Source organism: Alkalimarinus coralli (genome assembly GCF_023650515.1).
Classification (GTDB): Bacteria; Pseudomonadota; Gammaproteobacteria; order Pseudomonadales; family Oleiphilaceae; genus Alkalimarinus; species Alkalimarinus coralli.
This window is the reverse complement of sequence record NZ_CP096016.1, coordinates 3250798-3268118: the sequence shown is the minus strand read 5'-3', so window position 1 is coordinate 3268118 and position 17321 is coordinate 3250798. Positions and strand designations below refer to the sequence as shown.

General features: G+C 46.8%; 15 protein-coding genes. 10 read left to right on the top strand and 5 right to left on the bottom strand.

Going from position 1 to position 17321, the window contains the following annotated elements:
* Window positions 1-74 precede the first annotated feature (74 nt).
* The 3 genes from MY523_RS14660 to MY523_RS14650 are packed head-to-tail and all read left to right on the top strand — an operon-like array spanning window position 75 to window position 3516.
* A complete protein-coding gene (locus MY523_RS14660) occupies window positions 75-1517 on the top strand; it encodes a GMC family oxidoreductase N-terminal domain-containing protein (RefSeq protein WP_250655437.1) in 1443 nt (480 codons plus the stop codon).
* Window positions 1517-1969 carry a hypothetical protein gene (locus tag MY523_RS14655; RefSeq protein WP_250655436.1) on the top strand — a complete coding sequence of 151 codons (453 nt, stop codon included), beginning with the start codon at window positions 1517-1519 and terminating at the stop codon, window positions 1967-1969. Before MY523_RS14660 ends, MY523_RS14655 begins: the two co-directional genes overlap by 1 nt.
* A complete protein-coding gene (locus MY523_RS14650) occupies window positions 1966-3516 on the top strand; it encodes an aldehyde dehydrogenase family protein (RefSeq protein ID WP_250655435.1) in 1551 nt (516 codons plus the stop codon). Before MY523_RS14655 ends, MY523_RS14650 begins: the two co-directional genes overlap by 4 nt.
* A gap of 83 nt (window positions 3517-3599) precedes the next feature.
* Here the strand turns inward: MY523_RS14650 and MY523_RS14645 are convergent, their stop codons facing one another.
* Window positions 3600-4208, bottom strand: a complete 609-nt coding sequence (locus tag MY523_RS14645) for a CCXG family PEP-CTERM protein (RefSeq protein WP_250655434.1) — start codon at window positions 4206-4208, stop codon at window positions 3600-3602.
* Between the two features lie 128 nt (window positions 4209-4336).
* On the opposite strand from MY523_RS14645, the gene MY523_RS14640 reads away from it, so the two are divergent.
* Window positions 4337-4780, top strand: a complete 444-nt coding sequence (locus MY523_RS14640; protein ID WP_250655433.1) for an acyl-CoA thioesterase — start codon at window positions 4337-4339, stop codon at window positions 4778-4780.
* A 99-nt stretch (window positions 4781-4879) separates the two neighbouring features.
* Here MY523_RS14640 and MY523_RS21860 read toward each other — a convergent pair whose 3' ends face one another.
* Window positions 4880-5407, bottom strand: coding sequence for a type II secretion system protein (locus MY523_RS21860; protein WP_275975297.1), 528 nt, complete (start codon window positions 5405-5407; stop codon window positions 4880-4882).
* Window positions 5408-5698: 291 nt separating this feature from the next.
* Here MY523_RS21860 and MY523_RS14630 point away from each other — a divergent pair, with 291 nt between their 5' ends.
* Entirely contained in the window at window positions 5699-5953 is a 255-nt protein-coding gene (locus MY523_RS14630; protein ID WP_250655432.1) for a hypothetical protein, read from the top strand.
* A gap of 371 nt (window positions 5954-6324) precedes the next feature.
* Here MY523_RS14630 and MY523_RS14625 read toward each other — a convergent pair whose 3' ends face one another.
* Complete coding sequence (locus MY523_RS14625) at window positions 6325-7533, bottom strand: iron-containing alcohol dehydrogenase (RefSeq protein ID WP_250655431.1); 1209 nt, start codon at window positions 7531-7533, stop codon at window positions 6325-6327.
* A gap of 362 nt (window positions 7534-7895) precedes the next feature.
* On the opposite strand from MY523_RS14625, the gene MY523_RS14620 reads away from it, so the two are divergent.
* Complete coding sequence (locus MY523_RS14620; protein ID WP_250655430.1) at window positions 7896-8768, top strand: DMT family transporter; 873 nt, start codon at window positions 7896-7898, stop codon at window positions 8766-8768.
* A 46-nt stretch (window positions 8769-8814) separates the two neighbouring features.
* Here MY523_RS14620 and MY523_RS14615 read toward each other — a convergent pair whose 3' ends face one another.
* Complete coding sequence (locus MY523_RS14615; protein WP_250655429.1) at window positions 8815-9621, bottom strand: transporter substrate-binding domain-containing protein; 807 nt, start codon at window positions 9619-9621, stop codon at window positions 8815-8817.
* A gap of 106 nt (window positions 9622-9727) precedes the next feature.
* On the opposite strand from MY523_RS14615, the gene MY523_RS14610 reads away from it, so the two are divergent.
* The 4 genes from MY523_RS14610 to MY523_RS14595 all read left to right on the top strand — a co-directional run bounded on the left by MY523_RS14610 (window position 9728) and on the right by MY523_RS14595 (window position 15650).
* Window positions 9728-10606 carry a DMT family transporter gene (locus tag MY523_RS14610; RefSeq protein WP_250655428.1) on the top strand — a complete coding sequence of 293 codons (879 nt, stop codon included), beginning with the start codon at window positions 9728-9730 and terminating at the stop codon, window positions 10604-10606.
* Window positions 10607-10817: 211 nt separating this feature from the next.
* Window positions 10818-11669, top strand: coding sequence for an MBL fold metallo-hydrolase (locus MY523_RS14605; protein ID WP_250655427.1), 852 nt, complete (start codon window positions 10818-10820; stop codon window positions 11667-11669).
* Window positions 11670-11878: 209 nt separating this feature from the next.
* The gene (locus MY523_RS14600) at window positions 11879-12625 is read left to right on the top strand and encodes a substrate-binding periplasmic protein (protein WP_250655426.1); all 747 of its coding nucleotides are present in this window, start codon (window positions 11879-11881) and stop codon (window positions 12623-12625) included.
* A 67-nt stretch (window positions 12626-12692) separates the two neighbouring features.
* Window positions 12693-15650 carry an HD domain-containing phosphohydrolase gene (locus MY523_RS14595; protein WP_250655425.1) on the top strand — a complete coding sequence of 986 codons (2958 nt, stop codon included), beginning with the start codon at window positions 12693-12695 and terminating at the stop codon, window positions 15648-15650.
* Window positions 15651-15681: 31 nt separating this feature from the next.
* On the opposite strand, the gene MY523_RS14590 is transcribed toward MY523_RS14595, so the two are convergent.
* Window positions 15682-17268 carry a cytochrome-c peroxidase gene (locus MY523_RS14590; protein WP_250655424.1) on the bottom strand — a complete coding sequence of 529 codons (1587 nt, stop codon included), beginning with the start codon at window positions 17266-17268 and terminating at the stop codon, window positions 15682-15684.
* Between the last annotated feature and the right edge of the window lie 53 nt (window positions 17269-17321).

Here is a 17321-nt window from a genome sequence, read left to right as displayed (position 1 = left end):
CCGTTAAACATGCATTGAACATGTAGCAATAGGGTCGTATAAGTTTGAGCTTCACATGATGAGAGGGATAGCACGTGGCAGATATTTATGATTTTGTGATTATAGGCTCAGGGCCGTCGGGAGGCGTACTGGCATATAACCTGAGCAAGGCGGGTGCACGGGTCTTGATGTTGGAAGCGGGTAAAGAGTTTTCCGCTAAAACCTTTCCGAGTAATGAACTGAATGCCAATGCCTCGCTCATGTGGAGTGGCGGAATGGACACCACAACCGATTCCGGTCTGCTGTTTCTTCGCGGCAAGGTGCTAGGCGGTGGCAGCATTATCAACCAATGTCTGCTGGATCGTTTTGATGATAACGCGTTTGATGACTGGCGGGCACGTACTGGTGTTGATTTTTACTCAACGGATGCTATGGCACGCCATTATGATGAGGTTGAGTCGCATTTGTCCCTCCATACGATGGAGAGAAGTGACTGGAATCGCAATGCAGAACTCTATGTTGAAGGGTTTGAAAAGTGCGGCATGGAGTGGGCGCCACTTCGCCGCGGGCAAAATAATTGTGGTGATGGCAACGACTGTATCGTCTGTTTGGGAGGGTGCCCCAGAAATTCCAAGCAAAGTTCGTTGGTTACCTTCATCAAAAAAGCGAGACAGCACGGCCTTGCGGTTGAGACTGAGTTCAACGTGTCGCAGATTATCCATGGTTCGAATCTGGTGACGGTGTATGGACAGCAGCATGGAACTGCCAAGCAGGTACATGGTCGCCGCTGTATCGTAGCGGGGGGCGCATTGGGGTCAACTCAGATGCTATTGAAGTCAGGCTTTAAAGATAAGCTGCCCGCCTTGGGGCAGAACTTTAACTGCCATCCGCAATTTATGAATATTGCGCTTTTTGATGACATTGTCGACTCCCACAAAGGGGCCTTTCAATCGGTTAAATCCCAAGACGCTCGTTTTCGTCAACAAGGGTTTAAGCTGGAGAATGTTTTTGCCGGGCCTATTGCCATCTCATTGCTAAAGCCAGGCTTTGGCAGAGAGCACCAGCAATTTATGCAGAAATACCGCAACATGGCCTGCATTGAAGTAGCGGTAAGAGACGCCACTGCCGGAACCATTGATATCGATAAATCGGGTCGTTTAAAGATCAAAAAAACCATGGCTGACGCGGATTGGCAGCGCGCTAATGCGGGCCTGCAAGTGGTTGAAACGCTGTTTAATACGTTGGGAGCCAGAGAGGTAATGAAGTCGCCGATCAAAATCGGCTTGCACCTAATGGGGGGATGTACGTTGGGTAAAGATGGCAAAACCTCGGTGGTGAATGAGACCTTTCAGGTTCATGACCACCCCAATTTATTCATTGCCGATTCTTCGACCTTTCCTTCCGCCCCGGGAATTAACCCTGCGCTCAGTATTATGGCATTGGGGCATAAGGCCAGTGAGCATATCCTCGCAGAATGCGGTGTTTCGCCGGCAACTCAAACGAAAAAAGAATCACCGGTGGTGGAGGTACAACTCTAATGTCTCTGTTTTTATCTCAAACTGAACTTCGTGGCTTAAACAAAGTGGGCGACTTGGTCATTCCAGGTGGCTACGGTTTTCCTTCATTTTCAGAAACGGGCTGTATCAACCATGTGGATGAGGTGATGGCGCCGACACCTGAGGCTGACGTGAAGGACTTCAAACTACTGATGAAGGTCTTTAGTGTGGCCCCTGTATTTCTTATTAAAGGTATTTTGAAGCTGCTAGACAAAGAGTCTGCTTTTCCAGAACCGATAGGCGGGCTTCTAAGGCTTTTGAATGTAGGCATTAAAGGGGTTGTTTTTAGCCTTTACTATTCGGGTAAAAGCAGTGACTTTTACCAAGGGCCTTCCGTGCATGAAGCGATGGGGTATCAGGTGCATTGCGAGCCGGTTGAGGATGAGCAGGGGAAGAGTGAAACTAACAAGCCAAATGGGAGTGTAGCGCGATGAATGCGATTGCAGTAAAAAACAGCGTGACGCTGGAAACGCTTTACGAAATAAACGAATCCAGTGAAGAGCAGATAAAAGCCGCATTTAGCAATGCCCGCGAAGGCTTCCAGCAGCTAAAGAAAACAACGGTTAAAGAGCGGGTAGAGGCACTTAAAAAAGTGCGGGATGTGATCTACGAAAACCGTGAGAAAATTGTTGATAAAGTTATATTGGAAACCGGCAAAAGCAGAACGGATGCACTGGTGTCAGAAGCCATGGGGGTGTTGGACTATGCTGATTGGTTGATTGCCAATGCGCCCAAAATACTGGCCGATGAGAAAGCCCATACGCCGATTTCGTTAATGGGCAAGAAGTCAAAAATCTACCATGAAGCCTTAGGGGTGGTATTGATTATCGCACCCTGGAATTACCCGTTTAATATTGCGATGGTGTCGATTTTGACGGCTTTAGCTGCCGGTAACGCGGTGGTTTTCAAACCATCCGAAATTACGCCTTTGAACGGGTTAATCGAAGAGATGATGTCGGCTTCACCGCTTTTAACGTCATCTGTCAATGTGGTGTACGGTAGTGGCATCACAGCGCAACGACTAATAGATCAACGGCCGGCAAAAATCTTCTTCACTGGTAGTGCTCGTACTGGCAAAAAAATACTGAGCCAAGCGGCTAATTATCTGATTCCCGTTGAGCTTGAGCTGGGCGGCAAAGACCAGATGGTGGTCTTTGATGACGTCAATATTGATCGCACTGTGGCTGGTTGTCTATGGGGGGCGATGACCAATGCTGGACAGTCGTGTACCTCTGTTGAGCGGGTTTACGTGCAGCGAGGTATCTATCAGGCGTTTGTCGATAAGCTCAAAGAAGAGTGCGCAAAATTGGTGTTAAATGCCGGGGATGATGGCGGTGCTGATATTGGCGGCATTACGGCAGATTTTCAGCTGGATATTATTCGTAAACAGGTTGAAGATGCCCGTGCCGCAGGGGCCAGTATTATTGCTGGCGGAGAGATGCTCTCTGGAGAGCTGCCTTTTTACCTGCCGACGATTATTGAAAACGCCACGACCGATATGGCGGTTATGAGTGAAGAGACGTTCGGTCCGGTTATTACGGTTTCACCTTTTACTACTGAGCAAGAGGTGATTGATGAATCCAATAATACTGAATTTGGCTTAAGTGCCAGCGTATGGAGTAAAGATTTGGTTCGTGCAGACCGCGTTGCCAGAGCGCTGGAAGTCGGGGCGGTATCAATCAATAATGTCATGCTCACTGAAGGCAACCCAGCATTGCCATTTGGTGGCACTAAGCAGAGCGGATTTGGTCGAGTCAAAGGGGTGGAAGGACTACGAGGCATGACACAGTCGAAAGCCATTTTAGTCGATAAACAGAGCGACAAGCTGGAGGCCAACTGGTATCCCTATACCCGAGCTAAGTACAAGTTATTCAGCCAATTTATTGAAGCGTTGTTTGGTAATAAAGGGCTGCAAAAGTGGATTAAATTTGCCGTTAGTGGCATTAAGCTAGAGTCAGAGTCGCAGAAGCCAAGAGGATAGTTGGTTGTTGAGAACGTACTTAAGACTGTTGAGTCTACCTGCTGTGTTAAGCAGGTAGACCATTTTATAGCTGTTTGTATCGCTTAACTCTTTTTCTTGGTACGGGCCAAGGTTAAACCAACCAGTCCCAAGCTGAATAGAGCCAGGCTGGCAGGCTCCGGTACTGATGCTGCGGCATCAATATTGTCGGTCGATAGTGCTAACCAGTTTGAGCCGTCGGTGGTGAATTTTGCGCTGCTGGCGCCATTGCAGCACTTTTCTGCCCAGTAGATTTCAATCTTATGGCTGCCGGCAGTCAGTGTATTGTCCATCACATGCATCACATCGCCATGGTTCCAGTTATATGACCACCAGAGGTCATCTGTTCTATTGCTGACTAAGGTGTCGTCCAGATAAAACGCTGCACCGTAACCGGCGTCTAAGCCTAAATCAAAGCTCCATGTGCCCGTTGATACCATATCAAAGTCAATGGTTAGCAGGTTAATGGTATGGTTGCCCGAGCGATAGGATTCAAACACCTCAAGCTCAGTGCGAGTTACTGAGGAAGCCTGGTTAGCCCATGATGAGACAAAGTCAGTATCGTCGATAGCTGCATCAATACTTCTGCTATCAAGTGTTATCAGGCTGGCATTAACTGCTGAGCTAAAAACGAATGCTGCAACTGCTGATAATGCTGACGTTGTTTTTTTCATAAACCGACCCTGTTTTATGCATTAGAATGAATATGGGGGTAAGCATAAAGGTTTTTCCTAAATGTCGGTGTAAACGAATGTAAAATGTGATTAACATCCTGGAATAATACTATTGAGTGAGGTGGCAGATGGCGTTGCAAGATATGGATAAACAATACCCGGTAAGCCTTAAGCAGAGCGTTATTTGGGGAGATATGGATGCATTTGAGCATGTGAATAATACGGTTTACTTTCGTTATTTTGAAGATGTGCGGATGGCGACTTTTATCCGGCTGGGTGTAATGGAGCACCTTAAGGAGACAAAGGTCGGGCCTATTTTAGCGTCGACCCGCTGTGACTTTAGAGCGCCTTTAAACTTTCCCGATGAGATTATTATTGGTGCGTGGATTGATCAAATTGCCGAGAAGCGTTTTACCATGCACTACAGGGTTCATAGCCTGACCCAGAACTGCTTAGCAGCCGAAGGGGAGGGGTTAGTGGTGTTTTACGACTATGAAAATAAGAAAAGTAGCGCCGTACCCCAACATATTGTTCAGAATATTGAGCGATTGCAGGCCGGGTTTTCAGTCTGATCAAAGGCTGACGGAAACATAGTGACCTGATATTGAAATAAATTTGTAGGAGCAAACACCCTCCAAGCACTTTTGGCTTGCCTGTTAGAAGCTAACCCACTAAGTATTCGCTACGACTTCACCGGTATTCGAATCATACTGTATGGTGAATGCGGTGTTTTCCTGATAGGTATAGGTGCAACGGTTCGAGCCGTTATACGTCGCCAGATAGTCACTGGTGCCTGAGCTGGCGACTTGCTCCGAGTTGGCTGAAAGTACAGCTCTCCATACGTCCAGACAATCGTCCTGGCTGTTGAGCGTTAGACTGACACCCCGGGTATCGGCAGGCCAGCCCGCTGCGTTGACGCTAAGGTCTCCGCCTACTACAGGGTCGCTGATAGGGATAAAATTAAGCACGGCGCCCGGGCTTCCGGCGGCGTTCCATTGAAGGTGGACATTTCTCACGCCGACATTAAATGCGGCGGCGGTTGCCTCAACGGACGAGCGCTGTGCTTCTACCTGAAGGTCGGCAAAGCGAGGTAGCGCAAATGCCGCCAATATGGCCAATAGAACGATAACAACGACCAACTCGATTAGCGTAAAACCATGAGCACTGGAAAGTTTATAGGGGGGGATTGTTTTTACCACAGAAGACAACTCTCAATTAGCCTATTAACAACGTCAAACCACCTTTCACTACACACCCTGCAAAGGTGTGCTTTACAAGCTATAGGCCGATTCTACGCTAACTCCGCCGCGCGCAGTTTAAAAGATTGTAAAAAATAGTCCAAGTTAACAAAAGACAATTCAATGTTAACCGTAGCTTAGTATTTTGCGAGCATCAAACGGCAAACATAACGAAATGCACAGCGCTGTGTAACAGTAGATGGCACTTGTACTTTACGACAGAGAACAATTAGCTACCCTTATAGGGGCTATTTGCCCAACGTAAACGTGTTTAAAGAGCAAATTGAGGCTTTTAAAACGTTCCTGTTAAAAGCCTCTCCAGACGAGCATCAGTCTAAAGATATCGACTACCTGCTGGCTCTGGGAGACTGCTTTACCCTGGTCGTGTATGGTCAGCTGATTGATGAAATCATTGACTTTTTGATTCGCGACTTCTCCAAGTATGCGGTTACCATTTTGACTAAGCCCAGCAACTCTGAAAAGCAGAAAGAGCTTGCCAAGGGTTGATTAAAGCGCCGGTGCCGAATGCGGAACGATTTGAAAAAATCTGGAAGGCGCAGGTTTATACCCTAAATGGGGAGTATGAAATGGGGCAGTAATCGCTCATAACGTCTACAAAGATCTCTTGTGATACAAAAAGGGCGAGCTGATATTGCGTCAACTCGCCCTTTTTACTTCTTTTGTTTGCCGATTAGTCTTGCTAAGCAGCAGTTATCCATAGAGATATGAACATAGTCCCCGCTGTCATTCCCGCGAAGGCGGGAATCCACAGTTCGGAATACTATTTAAACCTCTAAAACAATGGATTCCGGCTAAAACAATGCCGGAATGACAGTATTTTTTAAATTTGGATATGAGGTTTGAACAACTGTGTCTATTTAAGCAACCATCTGCTTAATAAAGCTTTCACAGGTTTCCTGATCCATATACTTCGGAACCGGGTAGTTGTAATGGGCTTCTTTTAAGGCCAATCGAGCAATTTCCGGGATATCTTCTGTTTTTAACGCGTCCAGCTTTTCAGGGATATTAAACTCTTTCAGCATGGCACGAATCTTATCGATGAACTTCTGAGCTAACTCGGCATTGCTTTCGTTACCCTTTTTCAAACCGCTGACTTCAGCAAGGTCTGCCAAACGGTCGTTAATTTCAGCTTTTGAGTAGTCCAGAACGTAAGGCAGTACAATCGCGTTGCCTAAACCATGGGGCGTAGAGTACTTGGCTCCAAAGTTGTGTGAAATAGCATGAACGTAGCCCAGGCTTGCCTTGGTGAATGCCAAACCGGCATAGTATGAAGCGAGAGCCATATTCTGGCGTGCTTCCAGGTTGTCGCCTTTCTTAACCGCCTTAGACAGGTTCTCCATGATAAGGCGAGTTGCCGCAATGGCATACCCGTCGGTATCACTGGACGCATTTTTTGAAATATACGCTTCAACCGCATGAGTTAACGCATCCATACCTGTCGCTGAAGTGACGTGTGCAGGTAGGCCGGTCATAAGGCCTGCATCAAGTGCTGCGACCATCGGTACCAGCTTAGGGTCAATCAACGGAGTTTTCTGGTGCGTGACAGGGTCAGATACAACCGCCGCGATAGTCACTTCAGAACCGGTGCCGGCTGTTGTTGGAATAGCAAATAATGGAGCCGGAGCTGTCCATACTTTAAACATGCCGGCCAGTTTTTTGATCGCCCGGTTATTCGTAGCGCGCGCTGCGATTACCTTTGCTGCATCAATCGGAGAGCCTCCGCCCACTGCCAGAATGGCTTCACATTTGTTTTGCTTATAGGCGTTAAGGCCATTTTCTACCTGGTCATAGGTTGGGTCAGGTAAAACGCCGTCATAAATGACAAACTCAACCCCGTTTTTGGTGAGCCTCTTTTGGATTTTGTCGAGCACGCCTAACTTCACCAGCATTTCGTCAGTCACGATGAGAACCTTCTTGGTACCCATCTGGCCAATTGCATCGCAAAGCTCAAGAGATGAGTCTACACCAGTGAATAACGTTGGCTTGGGCATAGGAACCACTTTTGCAGCGAACTTCATTGCACCCATTAAGCCTTGATAACCTTTAACCTGAAGAGAAAATAGCATCTTTATTACCCTTTTATTTGTTCCCTGTGTTCGAGAGGTTGATGGACAAATGCTAACGCTTAAGCCCATTGATCCCTGAGTGACACAATACCTTGAATACGGAATATCTTAAATACAGAATGTTTTAAATGCTGTATAGAGTAATTACTCTAACATGAACGTTTACTAAAGTCATATTGGTCTATATTTAGACAGCCACCAGTTTAATGAAAACGTATTCGATGCAGAAGGGGCAAATACCCTGTAGGATTAAAATAGTGATGTTTTGTTGATCTTTATCGGGGGCATTGCCGTATTAACACAGGTAAAGCATTTGCAGTGGATAACATGTCCTTTGTGAGCCAGTTTGGCTTCTTTATAACATGAACACACACACCAGAAAGAACCCGTTTTATTATGCGGTATTAACCGCCACAGCCCTAATTGCGTTTGCCGCGAATTCGGTATTGTGTCGATTGGCATTAGGCCAAGGCTTAATTGATGCTGCGGGTTTTTCTGTGCTACGTCTGCTTTCGGGCACGTTGATGCTGTTGTTGATATTGAAGGTCAACCCTAATAAGCGTCGCCGACACGCAACGCCTAAAGGCAGTTTGTCTGCCAGCTTGATGTTGTTTGTTTATGCGGTAGCGTTCTCATACGCCTATATTTCCCTGGATACCGGTACGGGGGCGCTTATTCTCTTTGGTGCGGTACAGATGACCATCATTGTGCTCTCAATTTTGTCTGGCAATAGGCTAAAAGTGGGGGAGGTTGTTGGAGTGCTGTTGGCCTTTGGAGGTTTTGTATACCTGATCCTTCCCAGCGTAACCACTCCGTCGATACTTGGCTTTTTATTGATGAGTATCGCAGGTATTGCGTGGGGGATTTATACCCTAAAGGGGCGTGGATCAGAGAACCCGCTTGGGGATACTGCTTATAATTTTTTCCGTTCAGTTCCTCTGGTTTTGGTGCTTGCGATTATCACACTGAAGGATATGCGGTTATCAACGGAAGGGGCTTTGTTAGCGGTTATTTCGGGGGGCATTGCCTCGGGTATGGGTTACTCTATTTGGTATATGGCGCTGAGAGGGTTATCGGCAACGATAGCCGCAGTGGTACAACTGCTAGTGCCTGTTATTGCTGCTTTGGGTGGTGTGATATTTATGTCTGAAGCTATCAGTATAGATTTGATTGTGTCTGGGGTGCTGATCTTGGGGGGGATAGGTATCGTGGTGCTGGGTAGATCCTCCCGTTAAAGATTGCTCCATGAAACTAACCTTGCTCTGCTTAACGACACACTGCTTATTGCAGCCCTACTTTTGGCTCCGTCGATAGTGGGTTGTCTACGCTAATATATCGGCTCAGCGCCTTTTGAATGGTTCCATTCTGTTTAAGTTGTTTGATTCTTTTGGCTGCGTACTCATTAACACCCGACTGGTTGTTTTTGTCGGTAGTTAAGTAGATCGAGTAAGCGGGAATAATATGGCTGATATCCACAAACTGTAAGCAGGGCTTTTCAATGGAGGCAGTTTTGAGCTTGAAGCGTACGCGCAAATCCATTTCAACAAAGGCATTAACCCTGTTTAGCATCGTCAGGCTGATACCTTGATCGTAGTCGCTAACAGGAATCAAGTTCAGCTGCTCTTTGCCCCTGAGTTCATCAAGCTCAGGGTAATCAAAGTTTTTGAGTACGGCGATGTAGTGATTATTAATATCGCTTGCGGAGTCGATCTGCTCGGGGGCGTTTGGGCTGCATGTTAAATAGGTGTGCCTTACTGGAAAGAGTGGTTCGTCTACAAAGTCTCCCCATTTGCTGAGTGAGTTCCAGACTTTGGCATCATATGCAATCCAGTTTGTGATCTCACCGGACTCAACCATTTTATATAGCCGGTTAAGCGGAAACGCATGATGCTTAACGGTATACGGGGAGTCCTCGAACACTTTGTCTACGATGTCGGAAATAATGCCGCCGTTGCTTTTTCCATCCTGTGTTAACTGAAAAGGCTCGCTAAGTCTCTCGACAATGAGGTAATGAACCTCTTCGCTGAATGCCTTGGTACTTAGGCTTAAAAGTATGAGTGCCGATAACGTTGTGATTGTCTTGAACACGTGTGCATTGCTCTCCAGCAAGAATTTAATTGCAAGAATAAGTATAGTGCCTAGTTAACTATATTACACCGAAGGAAGGCGTTTATTTGATGGGAATTATGAGCAAATGAGTAGACTTAACCCTGCGACAGTCGCCGTTGTTTGGATGCTGGGAACGCTGTCTTCATTTTCTCTTATGGCTGTTGCGGGTAGAGAGCTGTCGGAGACACTTAGCACCATTGAGATTCTGTTCTTCAGGAGCTTGGTAGGCTTATTGATAGTGTGCACATTGATTAGCCGCAAAGGTTGGGGGCTTGTTCGCACCCGGCACCTATCGACGCATATCGTCAGAAATCTGGCCCACTACGGAGGGCAGTTTGGCTGGTTTTTGGGGTTGGCGTTTATCCCGCTTGCAGACGTTTTCGCAATTGAGTTTACCGTGCCCGTCTGGACGGCCATCTTTGCGGTTGTGATGCTCGGTGAGCGAATGACAGGCAGTAAGGCGATAGCCATTTTACTTGGCTTAACCGGGATGTTAATCATTCTCAGGCCTGGCATCGAAGTTGTTCAGCCCGCATCTATTGCGGTGTTGCTGAGTGCACTCTGTTATGGCCTGGCATATATTAAAACCAAGTCGCTGGTGGGCACTGATAGCCCACTATGTATTTTGTTTTATATGACGGTTATTCAACTTCCGCTAGGCTTGCTGCCGGTGTTAGCTGATTTCACAATGCCTCAGCTGTTTGAATGGTTTTTAATTAGCCTGGTAGCTATTACTGCCCTGAGTGCCCATTTCTGTATCGCAAAAGCCATGCAGTTAGTTGATGCATCGGTGGTCGTGCCGATGGATTTCATGCGCCTACCGCTTATTGCGCTGATAGGTTTTCTTTTGTACAACGAACCGCTTGATTGGGCTGTACTGGTAGGGGGAACGGTTATGTTTTTGGGGAACTATATTAATATCAGGGCTGAAAGCCGGACACTCGCTTTAAATCGCGTAAAGTGAGACATGGGTACATTAATTGAATGAAGGCTCATTGACGTATGAACTGTCCAGTCGTTTAATACACCTACAGATTTTGTAATGTGTATCGAGACGCTTCCAAGGCTACTGCGTTTACTCATCATTTTTTGCTTTGCTTTGCTTTGCTCATCACGCCGTGGAGAGGTCTCGCATCGCTTTTAACCCCTTTATTACTTTTTATCCGGAATATTGAATGGCTCACCGAATACATCATCTGAATTGCGCAACGCTTTGCCCCCAAGGTGCCAGGCTAATTAATGGCAAAGGAGGGTTGTTCGCAAAGTCGATACTGTCCTGCCATTGTCTATTGATCGAGTCTAATGAAGGCCTGATCCTTATAGATACAGGGTTCTCGGTAGAAGATATGCAAAGCACCGGTCGAATGGGGTTGCTAATTGCTAAAGCCATGAACCCGGTGATGGATGTGGAGCAGACCGCTCTGTATCAGATCGAGAAGCTTGGCTTCAGCCGCAATGACGTAAAGCATATCGTGCTTACTCATTTGGATCCTGACCATGCTGGAGGTATTGTCGACTTTCCTCATGCCAAAATACATGTGCACGAGAAAGAGTACTCGGCCGGTACAGAGCCCTGCACACTGGTTGAAAAATACCGCTACCGGTCACAAATGTGGCAGCATAACCCCGATTGGCAGTTGCACCGGGTTACAGGAGAGCGGTGGTTTGGCTTTGATAGCGTTCACGTCTTGAATAACCGGTTGCAGGACTTGTTGTTGGTGCCTCTTCATGGCCATAGTCGGGGACACTGCGGTGTAGCGGTTGCCACAACAGAGGGGTGGGTATTGCACTGTGGTGATGCCTATTTTCATCAAAGTGAAATGGATCTTGATAAGCCTCGCTGTACTCCAGGGTTGTCGCTAACTCAAATGATCGATGAATCAAGCAGGGCAGACCGGTTGCATAACCAGCAACAGCTAAGATCATTGAAGCGTGATAACCCGGATATTACTCTGTTTTGCTCCCATGACCATGGCGAGTTTGAAACCTGTTCAGCCTGCCCGCCCATTTACCTCAAGCATGTATAAATTATCGAGCGGAGTTGCCAAAGCAGGCTAGACATGCCGTTGACATCAAGCTGTTGACGTCTAAAGTTGAAGTATCTTTTGTATATGTATCGCTGTCATAAGCAGCGCATGTTGGTGAAGATATTATGATGGGCGGCTGGTTAAAGGCTTTTGTAAAGCACAACTCGCTTCGGTATTTAGTCAGAACTTTTCTCTCCGTGGCCTGCGCTTTGGCAGCTTTTTCTCCCACTAGTTATGCCGATGACCCTGCGGGAAAGAATCGGTATTCAGGCGGTCTCGTCTTGAAGGCTGGTTTGCCTCCATTCCCTCCTTTTGCCTACCCAAATAATAAGTCTAAGAGCGGCACCGTTGTTGATATCTACAGAATGTTGGAAACAGAGCTCGGCGAAAAAATACGCATTCACTATTATCCATACCCCCGGGTGATAGAGAGCATGAAAAATGGTGATTTGGATATCGCCATTATATTTAAAAATGCGTCTCTAAAACAGTATGTCACCTATGCAGGGGAAGTTTCAAAATCCAAAGTTCTGGTAATTCCAAACAAAGGGTTTTATGTTAATAACTATGAAGATTTGTACAAGTTAAAGAGTATTGCTGTGCTGAGAAGGGCAAACTTTGAACCACGGTTTGATAAAGATAGTCAACTGAACAAGTTTACGGTAGTTGACTATAGCGCAGGGCTGAAAATGATGAACCGAGGGCGAGCATCGGCCATTGTTGGTTCACAATCTGGCCTTTATGAAGCAAACCGGTTGCTCAATTACGATATTCACCGCTGGAACCCTCATTTTCTGCTCAATAAAAAAGAGTGGTGGCTTCATGTATCGAATAAATCCCCTTATCAAGCACTGATACCAAAAATTAAAAAAGCAGTACGGGCTATCTATAGTGAAGATCTGGTTTGGCAGCTATATACAGATTCGTTAAAGAACGCAGAGGGGGTTGAGCGTTAGACTGTTTCTTTGCTTAAATTGAGTTATCTGTGATCCTATTTAAAACAGCGTGAAGCGAGAAGTCAAATTGAACTCTGGTGATGAGCCACAATCAAAAACGTATAGTTTCCCTATCCGCATACATCTTTTTGTGGCGATCGTGTCGTTTGTATTGCTGCTGGGTATTTCTTTGGGGGTTTTTCACTACCAGAAGATCACCAAGCTTATTATTGAAGATGCCGAAGCGGTATTTGACAGAGCCGCGCAAGATGTTTTTTTGAAGTTTGAAACCACCTACCACCCCGTTGCCACCACGGTTGATCTGCTCTCTTTTTCCAACCTTTTGCAAGCAGACAGTTTTGAGCAGCGCATTGTTTATCTGGAGCAGCTTGCCAATGTACTAAAGACCAAACCCGAACTGGTTAATCTGGTTGTCGGCAATGCCAATAGCGAAGCGTTAATTCTCCGTCGTATTGAAAATAATGATGAGCGGAATTTATATGCTGCACCGGTGAATACTGCTTATGTGATCGATAATATTGAAACGGACTCTGGCGGCGCTATTTTGAGTCGCTACTTTTACGACCACTCATTAGTTCAGATAGCCCATAAGTCGTTGGAGCAAACCACCTATGATCCCTTAAAACGGCTGTGGTACGAGCAGGCGCTGGCGCATGATGCAATAATAACTACCAAACCTTACCTGTTTTACTTTTCCGGCATCGTTGGCATCACCGTTGCCAAACATAATACGAATAAAAATGCGGTTATTGCCGCAGATATTTCGCTTAAAAACCTATCGCAAACACTAAGGCTGAGTCAGGTTACGCCGGGTAGCAGGTTGTACCTGATTGATAAAGAGAACCGCCTGTTAGCAAGCTCTGAAGATGACAACTTTATACTCAGCAGTACGCTCGATAAGACGGAACGGAAATCGATAAAGGAGCTGAACAACCCGCTGCTTAATCAAATAGTGCACCGCGAAGGCACTTATTACGAAAAAGGGAGTTTTTTTGAAGTAAAAGGCGATGAGTGGCTAGCCGCTGCCCGCAATGTAGATCTCAGTGATGACCTTAACTTACGGTTGCTGATTCTTGTACCAAAAGAAGAGTTGCTTATTGAGGCGCTGGTGGTTAGGGACCAGTCCATTCTAATCACCATAATCATTATTATTTTGTCGATTCCTGCGGCGCTTTTTATTGCCACGAAAATATCAAACCCACTTAAAATGCTAGCCGAGCAAACATCTCGTGTCCGCCGTTTTGATTTTACTAAGCCGGTGAAGGTTGATTCGTTCATTCTTGAAATCAGTGATCTAGGGAATTCAATTCAACTGATGCAGGATACGATTCATAACTTTATTGAGATGATCAACTCGGTAGCCGGTGAGAAAGACTTTGACCGCTTGTTGGAAAAAATAACCAGAGACACTATTGAGGTCAGTTCTGCATCCGGGGCCGTGGTGTATCTTTTAAACGAAGATGAAACCCGCTTGCAGCCGTCTTGTTTTATGACCCCGTCTGGGGTGGTTGACAGCCTGTTGAATGATGTTGATATCACGCAAGAGTCGCTATTCAGCACAAGTATCAACAGCCAGCAAACCATAACATTCACGGTTGACCGGCTAATTGGTGAAGCGAGTGATAAGGCTTCCCAGGGCGGGGTTTTTCAGGTGCTGGATGCGTTAGCGGTGGATGAGTTAAAGGTCGTTGTTTTTCCACTAAAAAATCGCCAGTTTGAGCATATTGGCATGTTGTGCCTGCTGTTTGACCCACTAACCAAGGGGGAGGCCGCGCAGTCAGCCGAAAAGTTAGATTTTGTACAGGCAGTGACCGGTTTTAGTGCTTTGACTATTGAAAGCGCTCAGATGGTAGAAACTCGCAAAAACCTTCTGGAGGCTTTTATTAAACTGATTGCGGGTGCGATTGATGAGAAGTCCCCATACACCGGCGGGCACTGCCAGCGGGTACCGGTTCTGACCAATATGCTTGCGGAAGCTGCCTGTAAAAGCGATGACGCCCGTTTTTCTGATTTCGATTTAAAAAAGGAGCAATGGGAAGAGCTTCATATTGCGAGTTGGCTGCATGATTGTGGCAAAGTGACGACCCCTGAGTATGTCATTGATAAATCAACCAAGCTTGAAACCCTCTATGATCGTATTCACGAAGTCAGGATGCGATTTGAAGTCATCAAGCGTGAAACTGAACTTGAGTTCTGGAAATCGGTTGCCAATGGCGCGAACAAAGAAGAGCTGAAGCCAGGGCTGGATAAAGCGCTTGCTGAACTGGATGATGACTTTGCGTTTATTGCTGAGTGCAATCTTGGGGCAGAGTTTATGGCGCCAGAAGCGTTAACCAGGCTAAATAAGATCGCGCAAAGAAAATGGCTTCGAACACTGGATGATCGCTTGGGTATTTCATGGGAAGAGCAGCAGCGCAAAGCCAAAATACCAGCCCCCGCATTGCCCGTTGTAGAGCCGCTGTTAGCTGACCGGGCAGATCATATTATTGAACGAGACCCTGGTGTCTATGATGACCCGGATAACCCTTGGGGCTTTAAACTACAAATACCTGAGCACAAATTTAATAAAGGTGAGCTTTATAACTTGTCGGTGGCAAGAGGCACGTTAACGGAAGAAGAGCGTTTTATTATCAATAATCATATGACTCAGACAATCATCATGTTGAGTAAGTTGCCGTTCCCGAAGCAGATGAAAGCCATACCTGAAATTGCGGGTGGCCACCATGAAAAAATGGATGGTACCGGGTATCCAAAACGACTGCGCAGAGAAGATATGCCTCTCAGTGCACGCATGATGGCCATTGCCGATATATTTGAAGCACTAACGGCGTCTGACCGCCCCTATAAAAAAGCGAAAACACTGAGTCAGGCTATCGAGATAATGGGGCATATGAAAAAAGATAACCATATTGATCCTGACCTGTTTGAACTGTTCTTAACATCAGGGGTGTATAAGCAATATGGCCGACAGTACCTTGAACCTGAGCAGGTCGATGATGTGGATATCTCACCCTATATAGGGTGAGATATTTGTGAGGATAGATCACTACATGCGACTACAGTGGGTTGTTTTGGTCATCTGTCGCATTGAGTTGTTGATTATCCGGGCCGTTACTGGAAGAGTCAGCGACCCAAGGGGACAGGCAGCTGCGGTTTAAAGCACAATCATCGGTCAGGGCAGTAAGAAATGCGATCAGCCTGTCCTCATCTTCATTGGATATTGCGGTGGGGACAAATAGCGACTGCCCAGCCTGGCGTTCAGCATTGAGTTTGTTTAGCGCCAGCTGGCTATTACTCGCTGCATCTGGGTACAAGGTTGCACAGTTGGCAACGGACTCGAACTGATCTAGCTGGCACCAGGCCCCACGGTCAAAGAAATTGTTCACCGAGCGGTTAGCATTGCGGTAGTGCCCAATGACCTGGCGTAAGGATTCGTATGCACCGGTGTGTCCATAAGGGGCTGTGAGGGTTATATTGAGCAGGCTGGGGGTTCTGAATTTATATCGGTCATCGCTATCGCCGGTTTCGCGTTCGCGGCCAAAATCATCATTATCACCATCTCCTTTTCCGGGGCCAAACTGTGGGAAGGCCACAGTATGGTGCCGCCCATCAGAGAGCAGAGGCCCGTTGTGACAGGCTGCGCATCCTGCTCCTCCTTCTGTACTGGGGGTAAAAAATAACACCGCCCCCTGCTTCTGTTGTTCAGTTAGTGCGCTGGTGTCACCATCAAGGTAACGCTGCCAAGGGCTGTCAACAAAAACCATTGACCGCTCATACTCACCAATAGCCAAGGCAATATTGTCAAACGTGATCAGCGTTTCGGCGGTCTCCGTTGTGGCGAATGCCTGCTGAAACTCAGGAAGCCAATTGTTGCTCGTGAGCTCTCCTGCGCCGACTGCATAGTCACCTATTCTGGCCGCGAGATGCTCTCTGATGGTGTTGTTATCAGAGCCGTTTTCAAAGGTGGACGTTTTCATTTCATCAACTGATGTAACGGGAAAGCGAGCCTGGGCGGCGGCAAGGTTTGCGCCTGCCTGACTGTCAGCGGTGAGGAATATGCTATCAGGCGTTCGTATGCCTGAAATCGCGCCGTTGGTACCCGGCTCCTTGCCAATGCTTTCGACTCGGGAGTCAAAAAACAGCCCGGTATCCCACAGGCCGACATTGAATACAGTTGGTGAGTTTCTTGGCACGGGGGGAATACCAGACTGGTGAACTCGGCCGGGGCCTAACAGCTCCGGGTTAACGGACTCAACGCCAACAGGTAGTGATAACCCATCTGCGCCACCTAGGGCAGGGTGGTGGCAGCTAACACAGGCGGTATCAAATTGGCCGCTTAAGCTCTTGCTGAAAAAGAGCTTTTTGCCTAACTGTGGCAAAGGGTCATTAATGTCGGGCAGGTCTCTATTCTCGACAGGGCTTATTGCCAAGTCCAGATCAGAGATCAGTGCTTGCAGTGAAATATCTAACTCTGACAGTGTTTCCGTATTCTCTGGCTCTATTGTACCTGAACCTGTCGCGCCTGGATCAATACTTGTCTCTGACTCAGACTTACATCCAGAGAGTACAGGCAACACCAACATCAGTGTGCTGGCCAGTACCAAGGGGTTTAAGTTTGCAGTGTTATCGGTGGTTTTTTTCATTATTGTGATCTCGCGTCTAGTTCTCACTTTGAACAGGCTGGCTGTATTTATTT

Bases quoted from the DNA above. Each gene is read 5' to 3' on its own strand.
- MY523_RS14605 (WP_250655427.1), top strand. From the start codon at position 10,818: ATGGCTCACCGAATACATCATCTGAATTGCGCAACGCTTTGCCCCCAA.
- MY523_RS14645 (WP_250655434.1), bottom strand. From the start codon at position 4,208: ATGAAAAAAACAACGTCAGCATTATCAGCAGTTGCAGCATTCGTTTTT.
- MY523_RS14655 (WP_250655436.1), top strand. From the start codon at position 1,517: ATGTCTCTGTTTTTATCTCAAACTGAACTTCGTGGCTTAAACAAAGTG.
- MY523_RS14640 (WP_250655433.1), top strand. From the start codon at position 4,337: ATGGCGTTGCAAGATATGGATAAACAATACCCGGTAAGCCTTAAGCAG.
- MY523_RS14625 (WP_250655431.1), bottom strand. From the start codon at position 7,533: ATGCTATTTTCTCTTCAGGTTAAAGGTTATCAAGGCTTAATGGGTGCA.
- MY523_RS14610 (WP_250655428.1), top strand. From the start codon at position 9,728: ATGAGTAGACTTAACCCTGCGACAGTCGCCGTTGTTTGGATGCTGGGA.
- MY523_RS14620 (WP_250655430.1), top strand. From the start codon at position 7,896: ATGAACACACACACCAGAAAGAACCCGTTTTATTATGCGGTATTAACC.
- MY523_RS14590 (WP_250655424.1), bottom strand. From the start codon at position 17,268: ATGAAAAAAACCACCGATAACACTGCAAACTTAAACCCCTTGGTACTG.
- MY523_RS14650 (WP_250655435.1), top strand. From the start codon at position 1,966: ATGAATGCGATTGCAGTAAAAAACAGCGTGACGCTGGAAACGCTTTAC.